The organism is Sphingomonas sp. VDB2 (genome assembly GCF_047946695.1).
Classification (GTDB): domain Bacteria; phylum Pseudomonadota; class Alphaproteobacteria; order Sphingomonadales; family Sphingomonadaceae; genus Sphingobium; species Sphingobium bisphenolicum.
Map to the genome: position 1 here is coordinate 384,426 of NZ_CP159615.1, position 18,511 is coordinate 402,936.

The following is an 18,511-nucleotide window of genomic DNA, read 5'->3' on the forward strand; positions in this document are numbered from 1 at the left end:
AAATGAGGAGAGGCCCTATGCAGAGCAAGTATCAGCCGATCGCACGCGACGCCATGGCCTATGTCCTGGCCGGTGGACGCGGCAGTCGGCTGGCGGAACTGACCGACAAGCGCGCCAAGCCCGCGGTGCATTTCGGCGGCAAGGCGCGGATCATCGATTTCGCCCTGTCCAATGCGCTCAACAGCGGCATCCGCCGCATCGGCGTGGCGACCCAGTATAAGGCCCATTCGCTGATCCGGCACTTGCAGCGCGGCTGGAATTTCCTGCGCCCCGAGCGCAATGAAAGTTTCGATATCCTGCCCGCCAGCCAGCGCGTGTCGGAAAGCCAATGGTATGAAGGCACGGCCGATGCGGTGTTCCAGAATATCGACATCATCGAAAGCTATGCGCCCGAATATATGGTGCTGCTGGCCGGCGACCATGTGTACAAGATGGACTATGAGCTGATGCTGCAACAGCATGTCGACAGCGGCGCGGACGTCACCGTCGGCTGCCTGGAGGTGCCGCGGATGGAGGCGGTGGGCTTCGGCGTCATGCATGTCGATGACACGGACAGGATCACCGCCTTCATCGAAAAGCCCAAAAACCCGCCCGGTATTCCCGGCCAGCCTGACATGGCGCTGGCGTCGATGGGCATCTATGTGTTCCAGACCAAATTCCTGATCGAACAACTGCGCCGCGACGCCGACGATCCGAACAGCAAGCGCGATTTCGGCGGCGACATCATTCCCCATATCGTCAAACATGGCAAAGCGGTCGCGCATCGCTTTTCCAGCAGTTGCGTGCGCGCCGAAAGCGAACTGGAACCCTATTGGCGCGATGTCGGCACGATCGACGCCTATTGGCAGGCGAGCGTCGACCTGACCGACGTGGTGCCCAGCCTGGACCTGTACGACCGTAGCTGGCCGCTCTGGACCTATTCGGAAGTCACGCCGCCGGCCAAGTTCGTCCATAATGAGGATGGCCGGCGCGGGTCCGCGACATCGTCGCTGGTGGCGGGCGGTTGCATCGTGTCGGGTTCCTCGCTCCATCGCAGCCTGCTCTTTTCGGGGGTGCGCACCCACAGCTTCTCGTCGGTGACGGAAAGCGTCATCATGCCCAATTGCGAGATTGGGCGCGGGGCGCGACTGCATAAATGCGTGCTCGACTCCGGGATCATCATCCCGCCGGGCCTCATCATCGGCGAACATCCCGAAGAGGATGCGCAGCGCTTCCGCCGCACCGACAGCGGCATATGCCTGGTGACGCAGCCGATGATCGACCGGCTGGTGGCCTGACGCGCGCCATGACGATCAAACTGCTGTCGGTCGCATCCGAAATCTATCCGCTGATCAAGACCGGGGGGCTGGCCGATGTCGTCGGCGCGCTGCCCGGCGCGCTGGCGGGGCAGGGGGTGCAGGTACGCACGCTGGTGCCCGGCTATCCCGCCGTCATCGCGCGATTGGGCAAGGCGAAGGCGGTGCGCCGCTACGACGCCCTGTTCGGCGCGGGCGCCAGCGTGCTGGCCGCGACCGTTGACGGGCTGGACCTGCTGGTGCTGGATGCGCCGGATTTCTTCGCCCGCGAAGGCGGCCCCTATGGCGATCATAGCGGCAATGACTGGGCCGACAATTGGCGGCGTTTTGCGGCCCTGTCGCGCGCGGGGGCCGACATTGCGGCCGACGGGGTGAAGGGCTGGCGGCCCGACATCGTCCATGTCCATGACTGGCAGGCGGCGATGACCGCCGCCTATATGCGTTTCGGTCCGGCGGCGCAGGTGCCCAAGGTCGTGACGATCCACAATCTCGCCTTCCAGGGCCGGTTCAGCGCGGGCATCTTCCCGGATCTCGGCCTGCCGCCCGAAGCCTGGGGCGTGGACGGGGTGGAATATTATGGCGGCACGGGCTATCTGAAGGCCGGGTTGGTGTCGGCCGACGCGATCACCACGGTCAGCCCCAGCTATGCGCAGGAAATCCGCTCGCCGGTCCATGGCATGGGACTGGACGGCCTGATCAACGGCCGGGTCGACCGGCTGCATGGCATATTGAACGGTGTCGATACCGACATCTGGAACCCGGCGACCGATGGGCTGATCGCCAAGCCTTACAGCCTGCGCGCGCCGGGCGGGCGGGCGGTGAACCGCCGCGCGCTCGAACGGCGCTTCGGGCTGGATCATGACGGCGCGCCGATCGTCGTCATCGTCAGCCGCCTGACCTGGCAGAAGGGCATGGACCTGATGATCGACGCGGCCGAACATCTGGTCGCGATGGGCGGCAAGCTGGCCGTGCTGGGATCGGGCGATCATCCGCTGGAAGGCGCGCTGCTGGGCGCGGCGGACCGGCATCGCGGGCGGATCGGCGTGCAGATCGGCTATGACGAGCCGCTATCGCACCTGATGCAAGCGGGCGGCGACGCCATCTTGATCCCCTCCCGCTTCGAACCCTGCGGCCTGACCCAGCTCTATGCGCTGCGCTATGGCTGCGTGCCGGTGGTGGCGCGGGTCGGCGGGCTGGCCGATACGGTGATCGACGCCAATGAGGCCGCGGTGGGCGCGGGCGCGGCGACCGGCATCGTCTTCACCCCGTCCGATCCGATGGCGTTGCATGGCGCGATCAACCGGCTGATGGACCTGTATGGCGACAAGGCGGCGTGGCAGGCGATGCAGCGCGCGGGAATGCGCGCCGACTTCTCCTGGCCCCATAGCGCGGCGAAATATGCGGACCTCTATCGCGCGCTGATAGCGGAGGCGGCGTGAAGCCGGGGGTGTCGGTGGAGCCAAGCGGCACACGCTTTTGCGTCTGGTCGCCCGACGCGACCCAATTGTGGCTCTGCCTGTTCGACGGCGCCGATCGCGAAACCCGCCTGCCGATGCTGCGCGATGCCGATGGCTGCTGGCATGTCGAAGCGGCCGGCGTGGGCGCGGGCGCGCGCTATGGCTTGCGCGCCGATGGTCCCTATGATCCGGGCGCGGGCCTGTGGTTCGATCCCGACAAGCTGCTGCTCGACCCCTATGCACTGGCGATCGACCGGGCGTTCCGCTATGACCCCGTGCTGGCGGCGCCGCGTGGCGAGGGAGGCGACACCGCCCCCTTGATGCCCAAGGGCGTCGTTGCCGCTGCCATCGAACCCTTGCCGCAGGCACCGCCCCGCTTCGCGCCGGGCGGGCTGATCTACGAAGTACAGGTGCGCGGTTTCACCATGTTGCATCCGGACGTGCCGGAAACGCAGCGCGGCACCATCGCCGCGCTCGCCCATCCGGCGGTGATCGCGCATCTGCAAAGCCTGCATGTATCAGCGATCGAACTGATGCCGATCAACGCCTGGATCGACGAGCGGCATCTGGGGCCGCTGGGCCTGACCAACGCCTGGGGCTATAATCCGGTCAGCTATTTCGCGCTCGACCCGCGGCTGGCGCCGGGCGGCATCGCAGAACTGCGCGCGACCGTGGCGGCGCTGCATGAGGCCGGGATCGGCGTGATCCTCGACATGGTCTATAATCATGACGGCGAAAGCGACGCGCAGGGGCCGACTCTGTCCCTGCGCGGGCTGGATGCGCGCGGTTATTTCCGCCACGATGCCGAGGGTCGGCTGATCAACGATACCGGCACCGGCAACAGCATCGCCTGCAACGCGCCGGTCACGCGCCGCCTGATTCTCGACTCCCTGCGGCATTTCGTGGCGCAGGCCGGGGTGGACGGCTTCCGTTTCGACCTTGGCCCGGCGCTGGGGCGGATGGCGGACGGCTTCGATCCACAGGCACCGCTGTTGCAAGAGATGCGCGCCGATCCGCTGCTGGCCGATCGCATCATGATTGCCGAACCCTGGGACATCGGGCCGGGCGGCTATCAGCTCGGCAATTTCGGCGAGGGCTGGCTGGAATGGAACGATCGCTATCGCGACGACATCCGCCGCTTCTGGCGCGGCGACGCCGGGACGCTGGGGGCATTCGCGATGCGGCTGGCCGGATCGTCGGATATTTTCGGCAGCGGCCAGACCCGGAGCGTCAATTTCCTCGCCGCCCATGACGGCTTCACCCTGGCCGACCTCACCGCCTATGAACACCGTCACAACGACGCCAATGGTGAGCAGAATCGCGATGGTCATGGCGAGAATCTGAGCTGGAACAACGGCGTCGAGGGCGTGAGCGACGATCCGGCCGTGCAGGCCGTCCGGACCCGCGACGGCAAGGCCCTGCTGTCCACCCTGTTCGCGACACGTGGCGCGATCATGCTGACGGCGGGCGACGAATTCGGCCGTAGCCAGCAGGGCAACAACAACGCCTATGCGCAGGACAATGCGATCGGCTGGATCGACTGGGAGAGGCGGAATCGCGATCTGGAGGCGCATAGCTTCGCGCTGGCGGCGCTGCGGGCGGAGACGCCCGATCTGCGCGGCACGGCGATGCTGTCCGACGCGGACGTCGAATGGCTGGACGAACATGGACAGGCATTGACGATAGGTCAGTGGGAAGACCCGGCGCGCCGCCGCCTGACGCTGCGCTATCGGGCGAGCGGGGTCGCGATCTGCGTCAATGGCGATACGGAACCCTGCCGCTTTCGGCTGGTGGACGGCGATGCCGATGTGGACGGCCGCTCCGTTGCCCTGATGCGACCGGCGCGATGATGGTGAGTCCAGCTGGGTTCGAACCAGCGACCTACTGATTAAAAGTCAGTTGCTCTACCGACTGAGCTATGGACCCCCGAAGCGGTGGAGGCTGCCCTAAAGGCGGCGGGGCGGATGGTCAACTCTTTGGCGCGGCTTTTTGCAGTCGCGCATGAAGATGGCGCACGGTCATCGCCAGATGCGGGTCGCGCCAGTCGGGGGCGACCGCCAGCAGCGGCGTCAGCACGAAGGCGCGGGTGCGATAGGCGGCATGGGGAATGGTCAGCGTCCGGCTGCGCCATGGGCCGCCCGACCAGAGGATGATGTCGATGTCGACACTGCGCGCGCCCCAGCGGCGATAGCGGCGGCGGCCCAGCCTGTGTTCGATGTGCTGAAGGAAGGCCAGCATCGCAGGCGGCGAGAGCGGGCTTTCAACCAGGATCGCGCCATTGGCGAAGCGGCGTGCGGAAGGACCGAGCGGCGGGGTGGAGAGCGTCGGCGAGATGCGCAGCACCCGTGCCTGTTCGCCCATCAGCGCTATGGCCTCCGCCAGCAGCCGGGCGGGCGTGCGCCGCGCGGACAGCGGCCGGTTCGATCCCAGCGCCAGCGCATAGAGATGGGGCGCGTCTATCGTACCCCGTCCCTGGCCTGCGCCTTCATCTGCGCATAGGCGGCCTCGCGCGTGTCGATGGCCAGCGACAGCAGATAGCGCAGGGCTTCCTTATAGGTCAGGAAAGGCCGATCGTCCGCCATGACCGGGACTGTCCGCCCATTATAGAGCCGTTTCAGCAGCCGCTTTTGCGGACGGCTGAGGTCGTCAGGCTGATCGGTCGCGTCTTCGCCAACGGTCGCGTCCATTCAGATGTCCTGCGCGATCCGGCCGTAAAGCTCCGGCCGACGATCGCGGAAGAAGCCCATGCCGGCGCGATGCATGCGCGCCTTGGCCAGGTCCAGCGTCGCCACCAGCGCGCCCTGGTCCTTCGCATCGGCTTCGGCGGCGAAATCGCCCCATTCGTCGGTGATGAAGCTGTGGCCGTAGAAGAGCTGGCCGTCCTCGTCGCCGATCCGGTTGGCGGCGATCACCGGCATACAGTTGCTGACCGCATGGCCGATCATCGCCCGGCGCCACATGCGGCTGGTGTCCAGCTCGCTGTCATAGGGTTCGGAGCCGATCGCGGTGGGGTAGAAGAGCATCTCCGCTCCCATCAGCGCCATGCAGCGCGCGGTTTCGGGATACCATTGGTCCCAGCAGATGCCGACGCCGATAGTGCCATATTTGGTCGGCCACACCTTGAACCCCGTATTGCCGGGGCGGAAATAATATTTTTCCTCATAGCCCGGTCCGTCGGGAATATGGCTCTTGCGATAGACGCCCATGATCTCGCCTGTGTCATCGATCATCGCGAGCGAGTTGTAATGATGATGGCCGTCGCGCTCGAAAAAGCTGGTGGGGATATAGACGCCCAGTTCTTTCGCCAGCTTGCGCATTGCCTGCACCGCGGGATGGGTGTCGGTCGGCTCGGCGCTGGCGAACAGCGCTTCGTCTTCGACCCGGCAGAAATAAGGCCCCTCGAACAGTTCTGGCGGCAGGATGATCTTTGCGCCGCGGCTGGCGGCCTTGCGCACATGGTCCGCGACCTTGGCGATATTCTCGCCCATATCGTCGGAAAAGCTGAGTTGCAGCGCGGCTACGGTCACTTTGGTCATGTCTGTCCCTGAATTTATCAGACGGATGGCATCTGCTGGCTGCAACAATGGAAGCTGCCGCCGCCCGACAATATGGCGTCACTGCGCAGCCCGACAATATCCCGGCCCGGAAAGAAGGGACGGAAGGCGTCGAGCGCGGCCTGGTCGTTGGGCTGGCCATAGATGGGCACGATGACGGCGGCGTTGCCGACATAGAAATTCATATAGCTGGCCGGGATCGCCTCGCCATCCACCAGCACCAGACCGGGGGAGGGGATGTCCATCACCTCGACGCCATGTGCTTTCGCGCGGCCGCGGGCGTCGGCATAGAGGGCCGCATTGGGATCGTCGTCGGTCGTCGCGATCGGCAGCGCCAGCTTGCCCGGCCCGACGAAACGGGCGAGATTGTCGACATGGCCGTCGGTATGATCGTTCAGCAAGCCGTCGCCCAGCCACAGCATGTCCGACAGGCCCAACGCGCCGGCCAGCAGCGTTTCGATCTTGCCGCGGTCCAGGTCAGGGTTGCGATTGGGGTTCAGCAGACATTGCTCCGTGGTCACGAACAGGCCGGAGCCGTCGGTGTCGATCGCGCCGCCTTCGAACACCCAATGCTGGGTGGAAACGGGCATATCGGTGGTTGCAGCCAGCCGCGCGCCGATATCCTCGTCGCCCGGCATCTGATATTTGCCGCCCCAGCCGTTGAAGCCGAAATCGACCAGTGCGCGACTCCCTGCGCCGTTCAGCACCGCGATCGGCGCGGTGTCGCGCAGCCAGACGTCGCCCAGCTTATGGACGATGATCGATACGCCCGGCGCAACCAGCGCGCGCGCCGCTTGCGCATCGCCCTCATTGGCGACGACCAGCCGCACCTCCTCGCCCTTGCCGTCGGCATGGAGGGCGCTGGCGAAGGCGGCGATCTGCGCGCGCGCCTCCTCGAACGCGCCGGGCCATTCTGCGGGGTTGGTCGGAAAGCCGATCCAGGTCCAGTCGTGCGGCGCCCATTCGGCGGGCATGCGGAAAGTCATGGCTTTTGTCCTTGCTCGACCGGGGGCCGATCCGTGATAGCGGGCGTTGCGCGCGCTCCATAGCGTGCCGGATGGCGTGTGGACAGAGGGCGAAGGCCATGAAGAGACGAGTTTCGACGATCGCGGCCGGGCTGCTGCTGCTGTTCTCCGGCCAGGGTCAGGCGGGCGAACTGCCCGACTGGCTGACCGGCGAATGGCTGCAAAAGCGGGACGATCGCTGGACCGAGGAAGTCTGGACGCTGCCGCGCGGCGGCACGATGATCGGCGTTGGGCGGACGGGGCGCGGGGAAACGCTGCGATCCTGGGAGGTGATGCGCATCGTGCGCGCGCCCGACGGAGCGCTGACCCTCCATGCCGCGCCCGAAGGCGGTGCGACGACGATCTTCCCCGTCGTCGCCGAAGGTGTGCGTGACATCAGCTTCGCCAACCCGAACCATGATTATCCCCAGCGCATCCGCTACTGGCGGGAGGGGCGGCTGCTGATGGCCGAAACCGCCAGGATGGATGGCAGCCAGGCGCAGAATTGGACCTATTCCCCGGCCGGGGAATAGGTCGCTTCCCTCTACTTCCCCGCGCGATCCTTGTCGCGAATGGCGCGGAATTCGTCGCCGTCCACCCAGTTGGGCCAGTCGGTCGTGGTCGCCAGGTCGCGACCTACGCTGTAATAGAGCTTCAGGTCCGCCAGCACCCCGGTCCAGTCCCAATTGGGATCATATTCGTCCTTGGGGCCATGATAGCGGTTCTTGGTATAATCCTCCGCCGCGGCCAGCCCCGCCGCGGTACCGCCCTGCACCAGATCCTCGCCGCCCTCGAAATAGAGCATCGGCAAGCCGTGCTTGGCGAAGCTGAAATGGTCGGAACGATAGTAGAAGCCCTTTTCCGGGGTCGGCTCCAGCGTCGATACCCGGCCCTGCGCGCTCAGCGCCCGGTCGAGATAGGCGTCGAGCTGCGACTTGCCCTTGCCGATCACTACGACATTCTTGGCGAGGCCCGCGACGCTGAGCGCGTCCATGTTGACGCCGCCTACCGTCTTGCTGAACGGGAAGACGGGGTTATCGCCATAATAGGCCGATCCCAGCAGCCCCGATTCCTCGGCCGTCACCGCCAGGAACACCTGGCTGCGGTCGGTCGGACCGGCCTTCACATTGGCCTGCGCCAGCGCCACCAGCGCCGCAGTGCCGGTCGCGTTGTCCACTGCGCCGTTGCAGATGTCGTCGCCGTCCGGCGCCGCCTGGCAATGGCCCAGATGGTCCCAATGGGCGCTGTAGAGCACATATTCGTCGGGCCGCGTCTTGCCCGGCAGCAGCGCCACGACGTTTTTCGACATATGCTTGCGCAGGTCGTTGTCGAACGAGACCGTCGCCTTGACGCCCGTCAGCGCCACCGCCTTGAAGCCCGGCTTCTTCGCCGCGGCCATCTGCGCGTCGAGGTTCAGGCCCGCGCTGGCGAACAAAGCGGCGGCCTTGTCCTTCTGGATCCAACCGATCGCCTGGCTCTGGTCGGCATTGCCGTTGGCGCTGTCGGCGACATGCTGCGCGCCGGTCCAGCTCGACTGCACCACGTTCCAGCCATAGGCGGCGGGCACGGTATCATGCACAATGATCGCGGCAGCCGCGCCTTGGCGTGCGGCTTCCTCGAACTTGTAGGTCCAGCGGCCATAATAGGTCATCGCCCGGCCGTTGAACGGGCCGGTCAGCCCCGGCGTCTCATAATCCGGGTCGTTGACCAGGATGACCACCGTCTTGCCCTTGACGTCCAGCCCGGCATAGTCGTTCCAGCCCTTTTCGGGCGCGTTGATGCCATAGCCGACGAAGACGACCGGGCTGTCCTTGATCGCGATCCTGGGCTGCGTGGTGCGATAGGTGCCGATCACCATTTCGGGGCCGTAGTTGGCGGTGACGGCGCTCTTGCCGCCGGTGAAGCGCAGCGGCGAGACATTCCTGGCATTGATCTCGACCAGCGGCACGTCCTGAAACCAGCTACCCTTGTTGCCGGGCTGGAGGCCGAGCTTGCCGAATTCGGCGGCGAGCAGGGCCAGCGTTTTTTCTTCGCCGGGCGATCCGGGCGCGCGGCCCTCATAGGCGTCCGAAGACAGTAACTGCACCAGCCGCTTCATCGTGTCGATCGACGGCTCTGCGGCGGCCGTTGCGGGCGGCGTTGCGGATGCCGCAGCGGGCGCGGTGTCGGCACCGTCGGTCGCGCAGGCCGACAGGGCAAGGACGGCGGCAATCGCCGCGATGGAGCTACGCATGGAAGTCACCCTTTATTTTACGAATGATCAGGTGATGCCACCGTGCGCGTGCAAGGGCAAGCAAGGCGGTTGCCAACTTACGATGCTTGTCTTAGCCGTTGATACAGAGGGATTTTAGCAGGGGGAATTTTGGGGCATGTATTATTTTGCCAAGTCGGCGCTGCTCGCGCTTCTGGCGACGGGAACGGCGCAGGGCGCACTGGCGCAGGGCCAGCCGGATGCGCTGGCCAGGGCTTTCGGCGCGCGCGAAACGGTGATTTCCGCCAGCCTGTCTCCCGATGGGCAGAAGATCGCGCTGATCGCGGCCGGCAACGGGCGCACGACCAAGGCCTATGTGCTGGAGGCGAAGGAGGGTGCAGAGCCCAAATCGGTGGCGGCCACGACCGGCCAGCCGGAGAATCTCTATCGGTGCAACTGGGTGTCCAATGATCGGCTGGCCTGCGAGATTGGCGGCGCCAGCCGCGTGGGAGACGATGTCTACGGGTTCAGCAGCATCTTCGCCGTCGATGCGGCGGGGGGCAATATCCGTGCGTTGAGTCGTCGTCAGAGCCAGAATGCGCTGGGCTTTGATCTGCGTGGCGGCGATATTCTCGATCTGCTGCCGGCCGAAGACGGCGCGGTGTTAATGACGCGATCCTATGTGCCCGAAGCCAAGATCGGCAGTTTGGTGGATAACAAGCTGCGCGGTTTGGGGGTCGATCGGATCGATACGCGGTCGGGTGCAACCAAGCGGATCGAACAGCCAGAGACGTTGGCCATCGACTATATTTCTGATGGTCACGGCACGGTCCGGGTGATGGGCTTGCAAGAGAATAAAGGCTCCGGCTTCGCCAAGGGCACGTTCCGTTACCTCTATCGTCCGCAGGGCAAGTCGGGATGGAGCGACCTGAGCATCTACGACATGCGCAATCGCAGCGGTTTCTATCCGGTCGCCGTCGATGCCGAAAAGAATATCGCCTATGGCTATGAACGGATCGACGGCAGGCAGGCGCTGGTCAGCGTGGCGCTCGATCCAGGCCTCGAAAAAACGGTGTTGTTCACCCATCCCAGGGTCGACGTTGCCGGGTTGGTCACCGTGGGGCGGGATCGTCGTGTCGTGGGCGTCGGCTATACCGAAGAACATAGCGAAGTCGCCTATTTCGACGAGAAGGTGAAGGCGCTCTCGGCATCGCTCGGCAAGGCGCTAGGTGGGAAGGCCGTCCATATCGGCGATATGAGCCAGGACGGGCAACGCGTTCTGGTGTGGGCGGGCAGCGATACCGATCCCGGTCAATATTATCTGTTCGACCGGACCGCCAAGAAATTGTCACCGGTGATGCCCGACCGGCCGGCGCTGGCCGACCGGCTGCTGGCGACAATGAAGCCGGTTACCTACAAGGCCAGCGACGGCACGACGATCCCAGCCTATCTGACCCTGCCGCCGGGCAAGGAGGATGCGAAGGGTTTGCCCGCCATCGTCATGCCCCATGGTGGGCCGGAGGCGCGCGACGAATGGGGGTTCGACTGGCTGGCACAATATTTCGCCGCCCGCGGGTTCGCCGTGATCCAGCCGCAGTTCCGCGGCTCCAATGGGTTTGGCGAACAATGGCTAATCCAGAACGCGTTCAAATCCTGGCGCACCGCCATCGGTGACGTCGCCGACAGCGGACGCTGGCTGGTGTCACAGGGGATCGCCGATCCTTCAAGGTTGACGATCCTGGGCTGGTCCTATGGTGGCTATGCGGCGCTGCAGGCGCAGGCGATCGATCCCAATCTGTTCAAGGCGGTCGTGGCAATCGCGCCGGTGACCGATATTGGCGACATGCTGCGTCGCGGGCGCTGGAATGCGGACTATGTGATCTCTAGCGAGTATCTCGGGCAAGGGACGAAGGCGCAGGAAGCCTCGCCCGCCAATCATGCGGCCGAATTTGCAGCACCCGTACTGATGTTTCATGGCACAGACGACAATAATGTCGACATCAGCCAATCGAAAATCATGCAGGGTAAATTACAGGGCGTGGGCAAGCGCAGCCGCCTCGTGGTATATGACGGACTGACCCATAATTTGAACGACAGCGATGCGCGCGCCGACATGCTGCAGCAGAGCGCCGACTTCCTGCTGGCGGCAGGAAAATGACAGGAAAGGAGGGCGTGGCGACCCTTCTTCCTTTCCCAATCGTTTCAGACATAAAAGAAGGGCGGCTCCTTACGGGGCCGCCCTTCTTTGTAACTCTGCTCGGAAGACCGATTAGCGCGAATAGAATTCGACGACCAGATTCGGTTCCATCTTCACCGGATAGGGCACTTCGTCCAGCGTGGGCACGCGGACATAGCTGACCTTGGCGGCGCCGTCGGGGGCGACATAGTCGGGGATGTCACGCTCGGGCAGGCTCTGCGCTTCCAGAACCAGCGCCATTTCCTGCGCCTTCTTGCCCAGGGTGATTTCGTCGCCCGGCTTCACCAGACGCGACGCGATGTTGCACTTCACGCCGTTCACATAGATGTGGCCGTGCGACACGATCTGGCGGGCCGAGAAGATGGTCGGCGCGAACTTGGCGCGGTACACGACGGCATCCAGGCGGCGCTCCAGCAGGCCGATCAGGTTCTGGCCGGTGTCGCCCTTCATGCGGCTGGCTTCGAAATAGTTCTTCTTGAACTGCTTCTCGGTGATGTCGCCATAATAGCCCTTCAGCTTCTGCTTGGCGCGCAGCTGGATGCCATAGTCCGACATCTTGCCCTTGCGGCGCTGGCCGTGCTGACCGGGACCATATTCGCGCTTGTTGACAGGCGACTTGGGACGGCCCCAGATATTCTCGCCCATACGACGGTCGAGCTTGTACTTGGCGCTGGTGCGCTTCGTCATAGATAATTCCTAGTCATTGCGTCTAACGTTGTTCCCGGTATCGCCTACGTCCGTTTTGCGTTTGTGCGCTCAGGGGCAGGGCCGCCGCTTCACCGGGATGCGGAGCCAATTGCGAAGGCGCGCCTATGACCAGAAGAGGGATATATGTCAAGCCTCGACAGGTTGCGTGCGGCGGCTTAGTCGGACAGGCATGACTCCCGAACACTATTCCACCATGGCGCAGGTGCGCGCCGGCGTCGACAATCTCGACCGGCAGATCGTGGCCCTGCTGGCCCAGCGCTTCGCCCATATGCGCGCCGCCGCCCGGATCAAGCCCGATCGCAGCGCCGTCCGCGACGAAGCGCGCAAGGCGGAGGTCATCGCCAACGCCTGCGCCGAGGCGGAGGCGTTGGGGGTGCCGTGCGACCTGATCGCGGGCATGTGGGAAGAGCTGGTCGAAGCGTCGATCGCCTATGAAATGGCGGAGTTCGACCGGACGCGGGGTTAACTTGCCCCCGTTCGGTTCGAGCCTGTCGAGAACCCTGGCGCCAGGGTTCTCGACAGGCTCGAACCGAACGGAAGATGAGCTCACCGCTCCCGCGGTCTCGCCAGGTGCGACAGCACGCCGCGCAGCGTCCGTACCTCCAGATGGTTCCAGCCCGGCTTGGTCAGCAGGTTGCGCAGCGTCAGGCGGGTCGCACCGGCGCGGTCGGGCGGGAAAAAATAGCCGGCCTTCACCAGCAGCGCATCGAGCTGCTCGATCATGCCCTCCAGCTCCGCCTGTGGCGCAGGTTCGCCCAGATCGGTGATGGTGGGCTGTGCCAGATCGGCCTGTTTCGACCATTCATAGGCGCACAGGATCACCGCCTGCGCCAGATTGAGCGACCCGAATTCCGGGTTGATCGGCACGGTCAGGATCTTGCGCGCGACCGCGACATCCTCCGTCTCCAGCCCCGACCGCTCCGGGCCGAAGACATAGGCGCAACGGCCCTGCGCGGCATGGATTTCACGCGCGGCTTCCTCCGGTGTCACGACCGGCTTGGTCACGCCGCGCTTGCGGACCGTGGTGGCATAGACATGAGCGCAGTCCGCGACCGCATCGGCCAGCGTCTCATAGACTTGCGCCTGATCCAGGATGAAGTCCGCGCCGGCCGCCGCCGGGCCGGCATCGGGATTGGGCCAGCCGTCGCGCGGGGTCACCAGCCGCATGTCGGTCAGCCCAAAATTCAGCATCGCGCGCGCGGCCTTCCCGATATTCTCGCCCAGTTGCGGGCGGACCAGGATGATGACGGGGGAGGGGTTGGGGCTATTCATTGAACCGTTCTTTTGAAAGGCCTCTTCTTCCGTTCGCCCTGAGCGAAGTCGAAGGGCATCACTGAGCGGAGGCGAAGTGCGGGGCGAAGGCGAGGCGTGGGAAATGGCAGCCTCTTTCAGCTTTGGCCAGTTTCCTGCGATCAGCGCTTCCTTCTTTTTTCTCGACCAGCCTTTAATCTGGAATTCGCTTTCCATCGCCTCTGCCCGTGTTCCGTACTCTTGCGACCACATGAGTTCGACGGGAAGGCGTTCGGACGTGTAACCCTTGATCGCGCCAGACTGATGAGCAGCGAACCGGGCATCCAGATTGTCAGTGTGCCCGGTATAGTAGGAGCCGTCCGCGCATCTCAATATGTAGCTGTAGAAGGCCATATTGCTTCATTAACCTCGCTGCGCTCGGTCCTGGCCTTCGACTTCGCTCAGGCTGAACGGAGGAGAGATTTGTTATGTCTCACTCCCGCCCGACTTCCTTCACCGTCCCGGCAAATTCCTCGAAATCCTTGGCGTCGGTGAAGTCCTTATAGACGCTGGCGAAGCGGATATAGGCGACACTGTCGAGGCGTTTCAGCCCTTCCATCACCAGTTCACCGATCGCGCGGGCGGGGACTTCGCTGTCGCCGCTGGTTTCCAACTGGCGCTGGATGCCGGAGATCAGCTTTTCCAGGCGGCTGGGGTCGATCGGCCGTTTGCGGCAGGCGATGCCGATGGAGCGGGCCAGCTTGTCGCGCTCGAACGCTTCCTTGCGGCCTTCGCTCTTCACCACCCAGATGTCGCGCAACTGGATGCGTTCGAAGGTGGTGAAGCGCGCGCCGCACGCTTCGCACTGGCGGCGGCGGCGGATGGCGTTGCCATCTTCCGTCGGCCGGCTGTCCTTCACCTGGCTGTCTTCATGGGCGCAGAAGGGGCAGCGCATGGGTCTTTTTACTCCGTTCGCCCTGAGCGAAAGTTGAAGCCTGTCCTGAGCGTAGCGAAGCCTTCACTCCGTTCGGGCTGAGGCTTAGACGTCGCTCAGCCCGAACGGATCAGGTATATCAGTAAATCGGGAAGCGCGCGGTCAGGCCCAGCACCTTTTCCCGCACATGCTGCTCGACCTGGCCATCGCCTTCGTCGCCATTGCGCTTCAGGCCTTCCACGACCTCGGCGATCAGGCGGCCGATTTCGCGGAATTCTTCCTCGCGGAAGCCGCGCGTCGTGCCCGCAGGCGTACCCAAACGGACACCCGAGGTGACGAACGGGCTGGTCGTGTCGAACGGCACGTTGTTCTTGTTGCAGGTGATATAGGCGCGATCGAGCGCCTTTTCCGCGGCCTTGCCGGTGGTGTTCTTGGCGCGCAGGTCGACCAGCATCAGATGATTGTCGGTGCCGCCCGACACGATCGACAGGCCGGCATCGGCCAGCGTCTCGCTCAGCGCGCGGGCGTTGGCGACGATCTGATGGGCATAGGCTTTGAATTCGGGCGTCAGCGCTTCCTTGAACGCCACCGCCTTGGCCGCGATGATGTGCATCAGTGGGCCGCCCTGCAAGCCGGGGAAGATCGCGCTGTTCAGCTTCTTGGCGATCGCCTCGTCATTGCTGAGGATGATGCCCGATCGCGGACCGCGCAGCGACTTGTGGGTCGTGGTCGTGGTGACATGGGCGTGAGGGACCGGCGAGGGATGCGCGCCGCCCGCGACCAGGCCGGAAAAATGCGACATATCGGCCAGCAGATAGGCGCCGACCTCATCCGCGATTTCGCGGAAGCGCTTGAAGTCCCACACGCGCGAATAGGCCGTGCCGCCGCAGATGATGAGCTTTGGCTTGCATTCGCGCGCGATGCGGGCGACCTCGTCCATGTCGATCAGATGATCGTCGGGGCGCACGCCATAGGCGACCGGCTTGAACCACTTGCCCGACATATTGACCGGCGACCCGTGGGTCAGGTGGCCGCCCGACGACAGGTCGAGGCCCATGAAGGTATCGCCCGGCTGGAGCAGCGCCAGGAACACGGCCTGGTTCATCTGGCTGCCGCTATTGGGTTGGACGTTGGCGAAGTTCGCACCGAACAGCTCTTTCGCGCGTTCGATCGCCAGTGTCTCGACCACATCGGCATATTCGCAGCCGCCATAATAGCGCTTGCCCGGATAGCCTTCAGCATATTTGTTGGTGAAGATCGAACCGGCCGCTTCCAGCACCGCCTTCGACACGATGTTCTCGGACGCGATCAGTTCGATCTTGTCCTGCTGGCGCTTCAGCTCATTGCCAATCGCGCCGAAGATTTCCGGGTCCGCAAGGCCAAGCGATTCGCTGAAGAAGCCGTCCTGGCGGATGGCGGGGGCGAGGATGTCAGTGCTCATCGAAACTTCCTTTCAGAGCGCGGGCTGGGACAGTTTTTCGACGCGGCCGGCATGGCGGCCACCGCCGAAATCGGTGGTGAGGAAGGCGGTGACGCAGGCTTTCGCCATGTCCACGCCGGTCAGGCGGGCGCCCATGGCGAGGACGTTGGCGTCATTATGCTCGCGCGACAGGGCGGCCGACAGCGGCTCACCCACCAGCGCGCAGCGGCAGGCCGGGTTGCGGTTGACCGCGATCGAAATGCCGATGCCGGAGCCGCATAGCGCAATGCCGCGTTCCGCGTCGCCGGATGCGACCGCTGTCGCAAGCTTGTAACCATAATCGGGATAATCGACGCGGTCGGCGGTCGCGGGGCCGAGGTCGGCGACCGCATGGCCCTCGTCGCGCAGCCACTGCGCAAGTTCCGCTTTCAGGTCGATGGCGGCATGATCGGAAGCGATGGCGATTTTCATAGGTGCAGCCCCTGCGTTCCTGGGGTGATTCGTTCTGCGCGCCTCATAAGGGGACAGGACGGCAATTGCCACCGTCGAGCTTGGCGCTTAAGGCAACGCCCATGGCTGGCACGATTTTATCCATATTGATGCTCGCGGGTATGCTGCTGACCGGCGGCGGCGTCTATGCGATCGTGAAGAAGGGCGACCGCAAGCGCGGCGGCCTGATGATCCTCGCGGGGATCGTCATGTTCGGCAATGTCGCGATCAGCGCGATTCCCGGCCCGGATCTGCCGGCGCTGGAGCAGCGCTAGCCCGAAGCGCCAGCGAGGCCAGCAAATCGGTCTGGGTCACCAGCCCCTGCAATCTGTGATCGGCATCGACGACGATGGCGGCGCGCCGCGCGCCGCTGCTCAGGGGACCGATGAGCCGCGCGACCGGCGTGTCGGCATGGACCAGCAGGGCGCGGCGGGCAATGTCGCCGGCGCGTTCGCCCTCCCGGCCAAGGTCGAGAGCGCCTATGATTCCCTGCACGCGCCCTGCATCGTCCAATACCGGCAGCGACAACAGGTCGCGCGCCAGCATCAAGGCGCGCACCTGCTCCATCGGCTGGCTGGCGGGCACATGGATCACGTCGCGCGCCATGATCTGCGCGCAGGGCACCGCGCCATGCAGCCGTTCGGCCGCGCGCAGTTCGGCGTCCGCCAGCAACTGGCGCAGGTCCGCCTGGTCCACGTCCAGCGCATCGCCATAGCCCTGCACCGCGTCGGCCACGTCCTGCGCGCTCGGACCGGCGCGCAGCAGCGGCGCGGGATCGGCGGTGCCGTGCGGGGCGGGCGCTTTGGGCGCCACATGGGGATAATTATGACCGGCGATGCGATGGAACAGGACCGCCACGACCAGCAGCAGCAGGGTGTTCACCCCCACCGGCACCAGCGCGAACAGATAGCTGCTCGCCACCCCCTTTACGCCCAGCGCGGCGGACAGCGCCACCGCGCCGCCGGGCGGGTGGAGGCAGCGGAGCAGCGACATGATGGCGATCGCCGCGCCCACCGCCAGCGCGGCGGCGAAGGTGGGATCGGGAACGGCCTTCGCCACGAAGATACCGACCAGCGCGGAAATGACGTTGCCGCCCAGCACCGGCCAGGGCTGGGCCAGCGGACTGGCAGGAACCGCGAACAGCAGCACCGCCGACGCGCCCATCGGCGCGACCAGCAGCGGATGGGCCAGACCATTGCCCAGCATCAGCCCGCACAGCAGCCCCGTCACCGCGATCCCGCCGATCGCCCCGCTCGCCGCTTTCAGTCGGTCGACAAAGCCCGGTCCCGACGGACCGGCGGGGATGAAGGCGCTGTAATAGCGGCTCCAGATCAGGCGAACGTCGTTTTTCGGGGCGTCGGACATGGCGCGGATCGCTATCGCCGGCCGGACGGTGCGCCAAGCGGGAAATTATGGGGCGGGGTAAAGGGGGCTTTGCACGGTCGCGTCCGGCTGTCAGGCGCGGCTTGTGCTAGCCGGTATCCTGCGTCCCGCATGTCTGGTAGGATCGACGTCATGCTCAACCGATCGGCCTCGACCATCCTGGCAGCGCTTGGCTGCCTGATTGCGACCCCTAGTCTTGCCGCCCCAGGCCATGCTGCGCCGCCGGCCGTTTCGCCCGTGCCGCCTGCTCCGGCGCAGATCCGCGGCCTGTCCTGTACCGCCGACGACCGATCCGTGCGGGAAATCGTGATCGATTTCACCGCTGGCCGGTGGCGCGAAGGCGGCCAGGGCTGGAACAAGATCGCGGCGCAGGACGATGCGACGATCACCCTGGTCCAGCAAGGCGGCGGGATGTTCAGCGGCCTGCTCAGCGACATGCGGCGGCTGGAGCGGCTGGACCGGTCGACCCTTGTCCTGTCGACCGAACTGCACACCGGCCTGATCGACGAAGTGCGCGCCTACCGCTGCAAGATCGTCACGCCGTTCGATACGAAGCGCCAGATATAGGGAAGGGCGTGAAAGCGGTTGGTCGGGAATCGACCAAAGGTGATCACTCAGCCATTGTCAACCAAAGCCCAAAACTCGCCGC

Annotated in this window: 18 protein-coding genes, 1 tRNA gene and 1 pseudogene; 8 read left to right on the forward strand and 12 right to left on the reverse strand. The window is 65.0% G+C overall.

Translation table 11 applies throughout. The features are described from left to right. The first annotated feature begins 17 nt into the window (after nucleotides 1-17). The 3 genes from glgC to glgX are packed head-to-tail and all read left to right on the forward strand — an operon-like array spanning nucleotide 18 to nucleotide 4,602. Nucleotides 18-1,277, forward strand: coding sequence for a glucose-1-phosphate adenylyltransferase (gene glgC, locus ABT375_RS01855; protein ID WP_224550065.1), 1,260 nt, complete (start codon nucleotides 18-20; stop codon nucleotides 1,275-1,277). 8 nt (nucleotides 1,278-1,285) lie between these two features. Further along, the gene (gene glgA, locus ABT375_RS01860) at nucleotides 1,286-2,734 is read left to right on the forward strand and encodes a glycogen synthase GlgA (RefSeq protein ID WP_416463912.1); all 1,449 of its coding nucleotides are present in this window, start codon (nucleotides 1,286-1,288) and stop codon (nucleotides 2,732-2,734) included. After that, nucleotides 2,731-4,602 (forward strand): glycogen debranching protein GlgX, encoded by a 1,872-nt coding sequence (gene glgX / locus ABT375_RS01865; protein WP_416463913.1) that lies wholly within the window; start codon nucleotides 2,731-2,733, stop codon nucleotides 4,600-4,602. Before glgA ends, glgX begins: the two co-directional genes overlap by 4 nt. On the opposite strand, the gene ABT375_RS01870 is transcribed toward glgX, so the two are convergent. The 5 genes and pseudogenes from ABT375_RS01870 to ABT375_RS01890 all read right to left on the reverse strand — a co-directional run bounded on the left by ABT375_RS01870 (nucleotide 4,603) and on the right by ABT375_RS01890 (nucleotide 7,292). Then, nucleotides 4,603-4,678 (reverse strand) — tRNA-Lys (locus ABT375_RS01870). It lies immediately after the preceding gene. Nucleotides 4,679-4,698: 20 nt separating this feature from the next. Then, nucleotides 4,699-5,212 (reverse strand): annotated as a pseudogene (folK, locus tag ABT375_RS01875) (2-amino-4-hydroxy-6-hydroxymethyldihydropteridine diphosphokinase). After that, nucleotides 5,209-5,439, reverse strand: coding sequence for a hypothetical protein (locus ABT375_RS01880; RefSeq protein ID WP_416463914.1), 231 nt, complete (start codon nucleotides 5,437-5,439; stop codon nucleotides 5,209-5,211). The pseudogene folK and the gene ABT375_RS01880 overlap by 4 nt, the downstream one beginning before the upstream one ends. Continuing rightward, the gene (gene aguB / locus ABT375_RS01885; RefSeq protein ID WP_416463915.1) at nucleotides 5,440-6,288 is read right to left on the reverse strand and encodes an N-carbamoylputrescine amidase; all 849 of its coding nucleotides are present in this window, start codon (nucleotides 6,286-6,288) and stop codon (nucleotides 5,440-5,442) included. Nucleotides 6,289-6,305: 17 nt separating this feature from the next. After that, nucleotides 6,306-7,292: an agmatine deiminase family protein gene (locus ABT375_RS01890; protein ID WP_416463916.1), complete on the reverse strand. Its 987-nt coding sequence runs from the start codon at nucleotides 7,290-7,292 to the stop codon at nucleotides 6,306-6,308. A gap of 98 nt (nucleotides 7,293-7,390) precedes the next feature. Between ABT375_RS01890 and ABT375_RS01895 the strand changes: the two genes are divergently transcribed. Further along, nucleotides 7,391-7,843 (forward strand): DUF6265 family protein, encoded by a 453-nt coding sequence (locus ABT375_RS01895; RefSeq protein WP_416463917.1) that lies wholly within the window; start codon nucleotides 7,391-7,393, stop codon nucleotides 7,841-7,843. 11 nt (nucleotides 7,844-7,854) lie between these two features. Here ABT375_RS01895 and ABT375_RS01900 read toward each other — a convergent pair whose 3' ends face one another. Beyond that, nucleotides 7,855-9,543, reverse strand: coding sequence for a M28 family metallopeptidase (locus tag ABT375_RS01900; RefSeq protein WP_416463918.1), 1,689 nt, complete (start codon nucleotides 9,541-9,543; stop codon nucleotides 7,855-7,857). Nucleotides 9,544-9,679: 136 nt separating this feature from the next. Between ABT375_RS01900 and ABT375_RS01905 the strand changes: the two genes are divergently transcribed. Then, complete coding sequence (locus ABT375_RS01905; RefSeq protein ID WP_416463919.1) at nucleotides 9,680-11,659, forward strand: alpha/beta hydrolase family protein; 1,980 nt, start codon at nucleotides 9,680-9,682, stop codon at nucleotides 11,657-11,659. 111 nt (nucleotides 11,660-11,770) lie between these two features. On the opposite strand, the gene rpsD is transcribed toward ABT375_RS01905, so the two are convergent. Beyond that, nucleotides 11,771-12,385 (reverse strand): 30S ribosomal protein S4, encoded by a 615-nt coding sequence (gene rpsD / locus ABT375_RS01910; protein ID WP_088183640.1) that lies wholly within the window; start codon nucleotides 12,383-12,385, stop codon nucleotides 11,771-11,773. A gap of 190 nt (nucleotides 12,386-12,575) precedes the next feature. On the opposite strand from rpsD, the gene ABT375_RS01915 reads away from it, so the two are divergent. After that, nucleotides 12,576-12,872, forward strand: a complete 297-nt coding sequence (locus ABT375_RS01915; RefSeq protein WP_326290776.1) for a chorismate mutase — start codon at nucleotides 12,576-12,578, stop codon at nucleotides 12,870-12,872. A gap of 80 nt (nucleotides 12,873-12,952) precedes the next feature. On the opposite strand, the gene ABT375_RS01920 is transcribed toward ABT375_RS01915, so the two are convergent. From ABT375_RS01920 to rpiB, 4 genes are all read right to left on the reverse strand, one after another. After that, on the reverse strand, nucleotides 12,953-14,050 hold the full coding sequence (locus tag ABT375_RS01920) for a TrmJ/YjtD family RNA methyltransferase (protein WP_416463920.1): 1,098 nt from the start codon (nucleotides 14,048-14,050) through the stop codon (nucleotides 12,953-12,955). 79 nt (nucleotides 14,051-14,129) lie between these two features. Then, nucleotides 14,130-14,591, reverse strand: a complete 462-nt coding sequence (gene nrdR, locus ABT375_RS01925) for a transcriptional regulator NrdR (protein ID WP_224550076.1) — start codon at nucleotides 14,589-14,591, stop codon at nucleotides 14,130-14,132. 118 nt (nucleotides 14,592-14,709) lie between these two features. Continuing rightward, a complete protein-coding gene (glyA, locus tag ABT375_RS01930; RefSeq protein ID WP_416463921.1) occupies nucleotides 14,710-16,011 on the reverse strand; it encodes a serine hydroxymethyltransferase in 1,302 nt (433 codons plus the stop codon). 12 nt (nucleotides 16,012-16,023) lie between these two features. Then, nucleotides 16,024-16,461, reverse strand: a complete 438-nt coding sequence (gene rpiB / locus ABT375_RS01935) for a ribose 5-phosphate isomerase B (protein WP_261934996.1) — start codon at nucleotides 16,459-16,461, stop codon at nucleotides 16,024-16,026. Between the two features lie 101 nt (nucleotides 16,462-16,562). Between rpiB and ABT375_RS01940 the strand changes: the two genes are divergently transcribed. Continuing rightward, entirely contained in the window at nucleotides 16,563-16,754 is a 192-nt protein-coding gene (locus tag ABT375_RS01940; protein ID WP_224550079.1) for a hypothetical protein, read from the forward strand. Here ABT375_RS01940 and ABT375_RS01945 read toward each other — a convergent pair. After that, entirely contained in the window at nucleotides 16,708-17,844 is a 1,137-nt protein-coding gene (locus ABT375_RS01945) for an HPP family protein (protein ID WP_416463922.1), read from the reverse strand. The genes ABT375_RS01940 and ABT375_RS01945 overlap by 47 nt on opposite strands. Before the next feature lie 129 nt (nucleotides 17,845-17,973). On the opposite strand from ABT375_RS01945, the gene ABT375_RS01950 reads away from it, so the two are divergent. Next, nucleotides 17,974-18,429 (forward strand): hypothetical protein, encoded by a 456-nt coding sequence (locus tag ABT375_RS01950; RefSeq protein WP_416463923.1) that lies wholly within the window; start codon nucleotides 17,974-17,976, stop codon nucleotides 18,427-18,429. The last annotated feature ends 82 nt before the right edge of the window (nucleotides 18,430-18,511 follow it).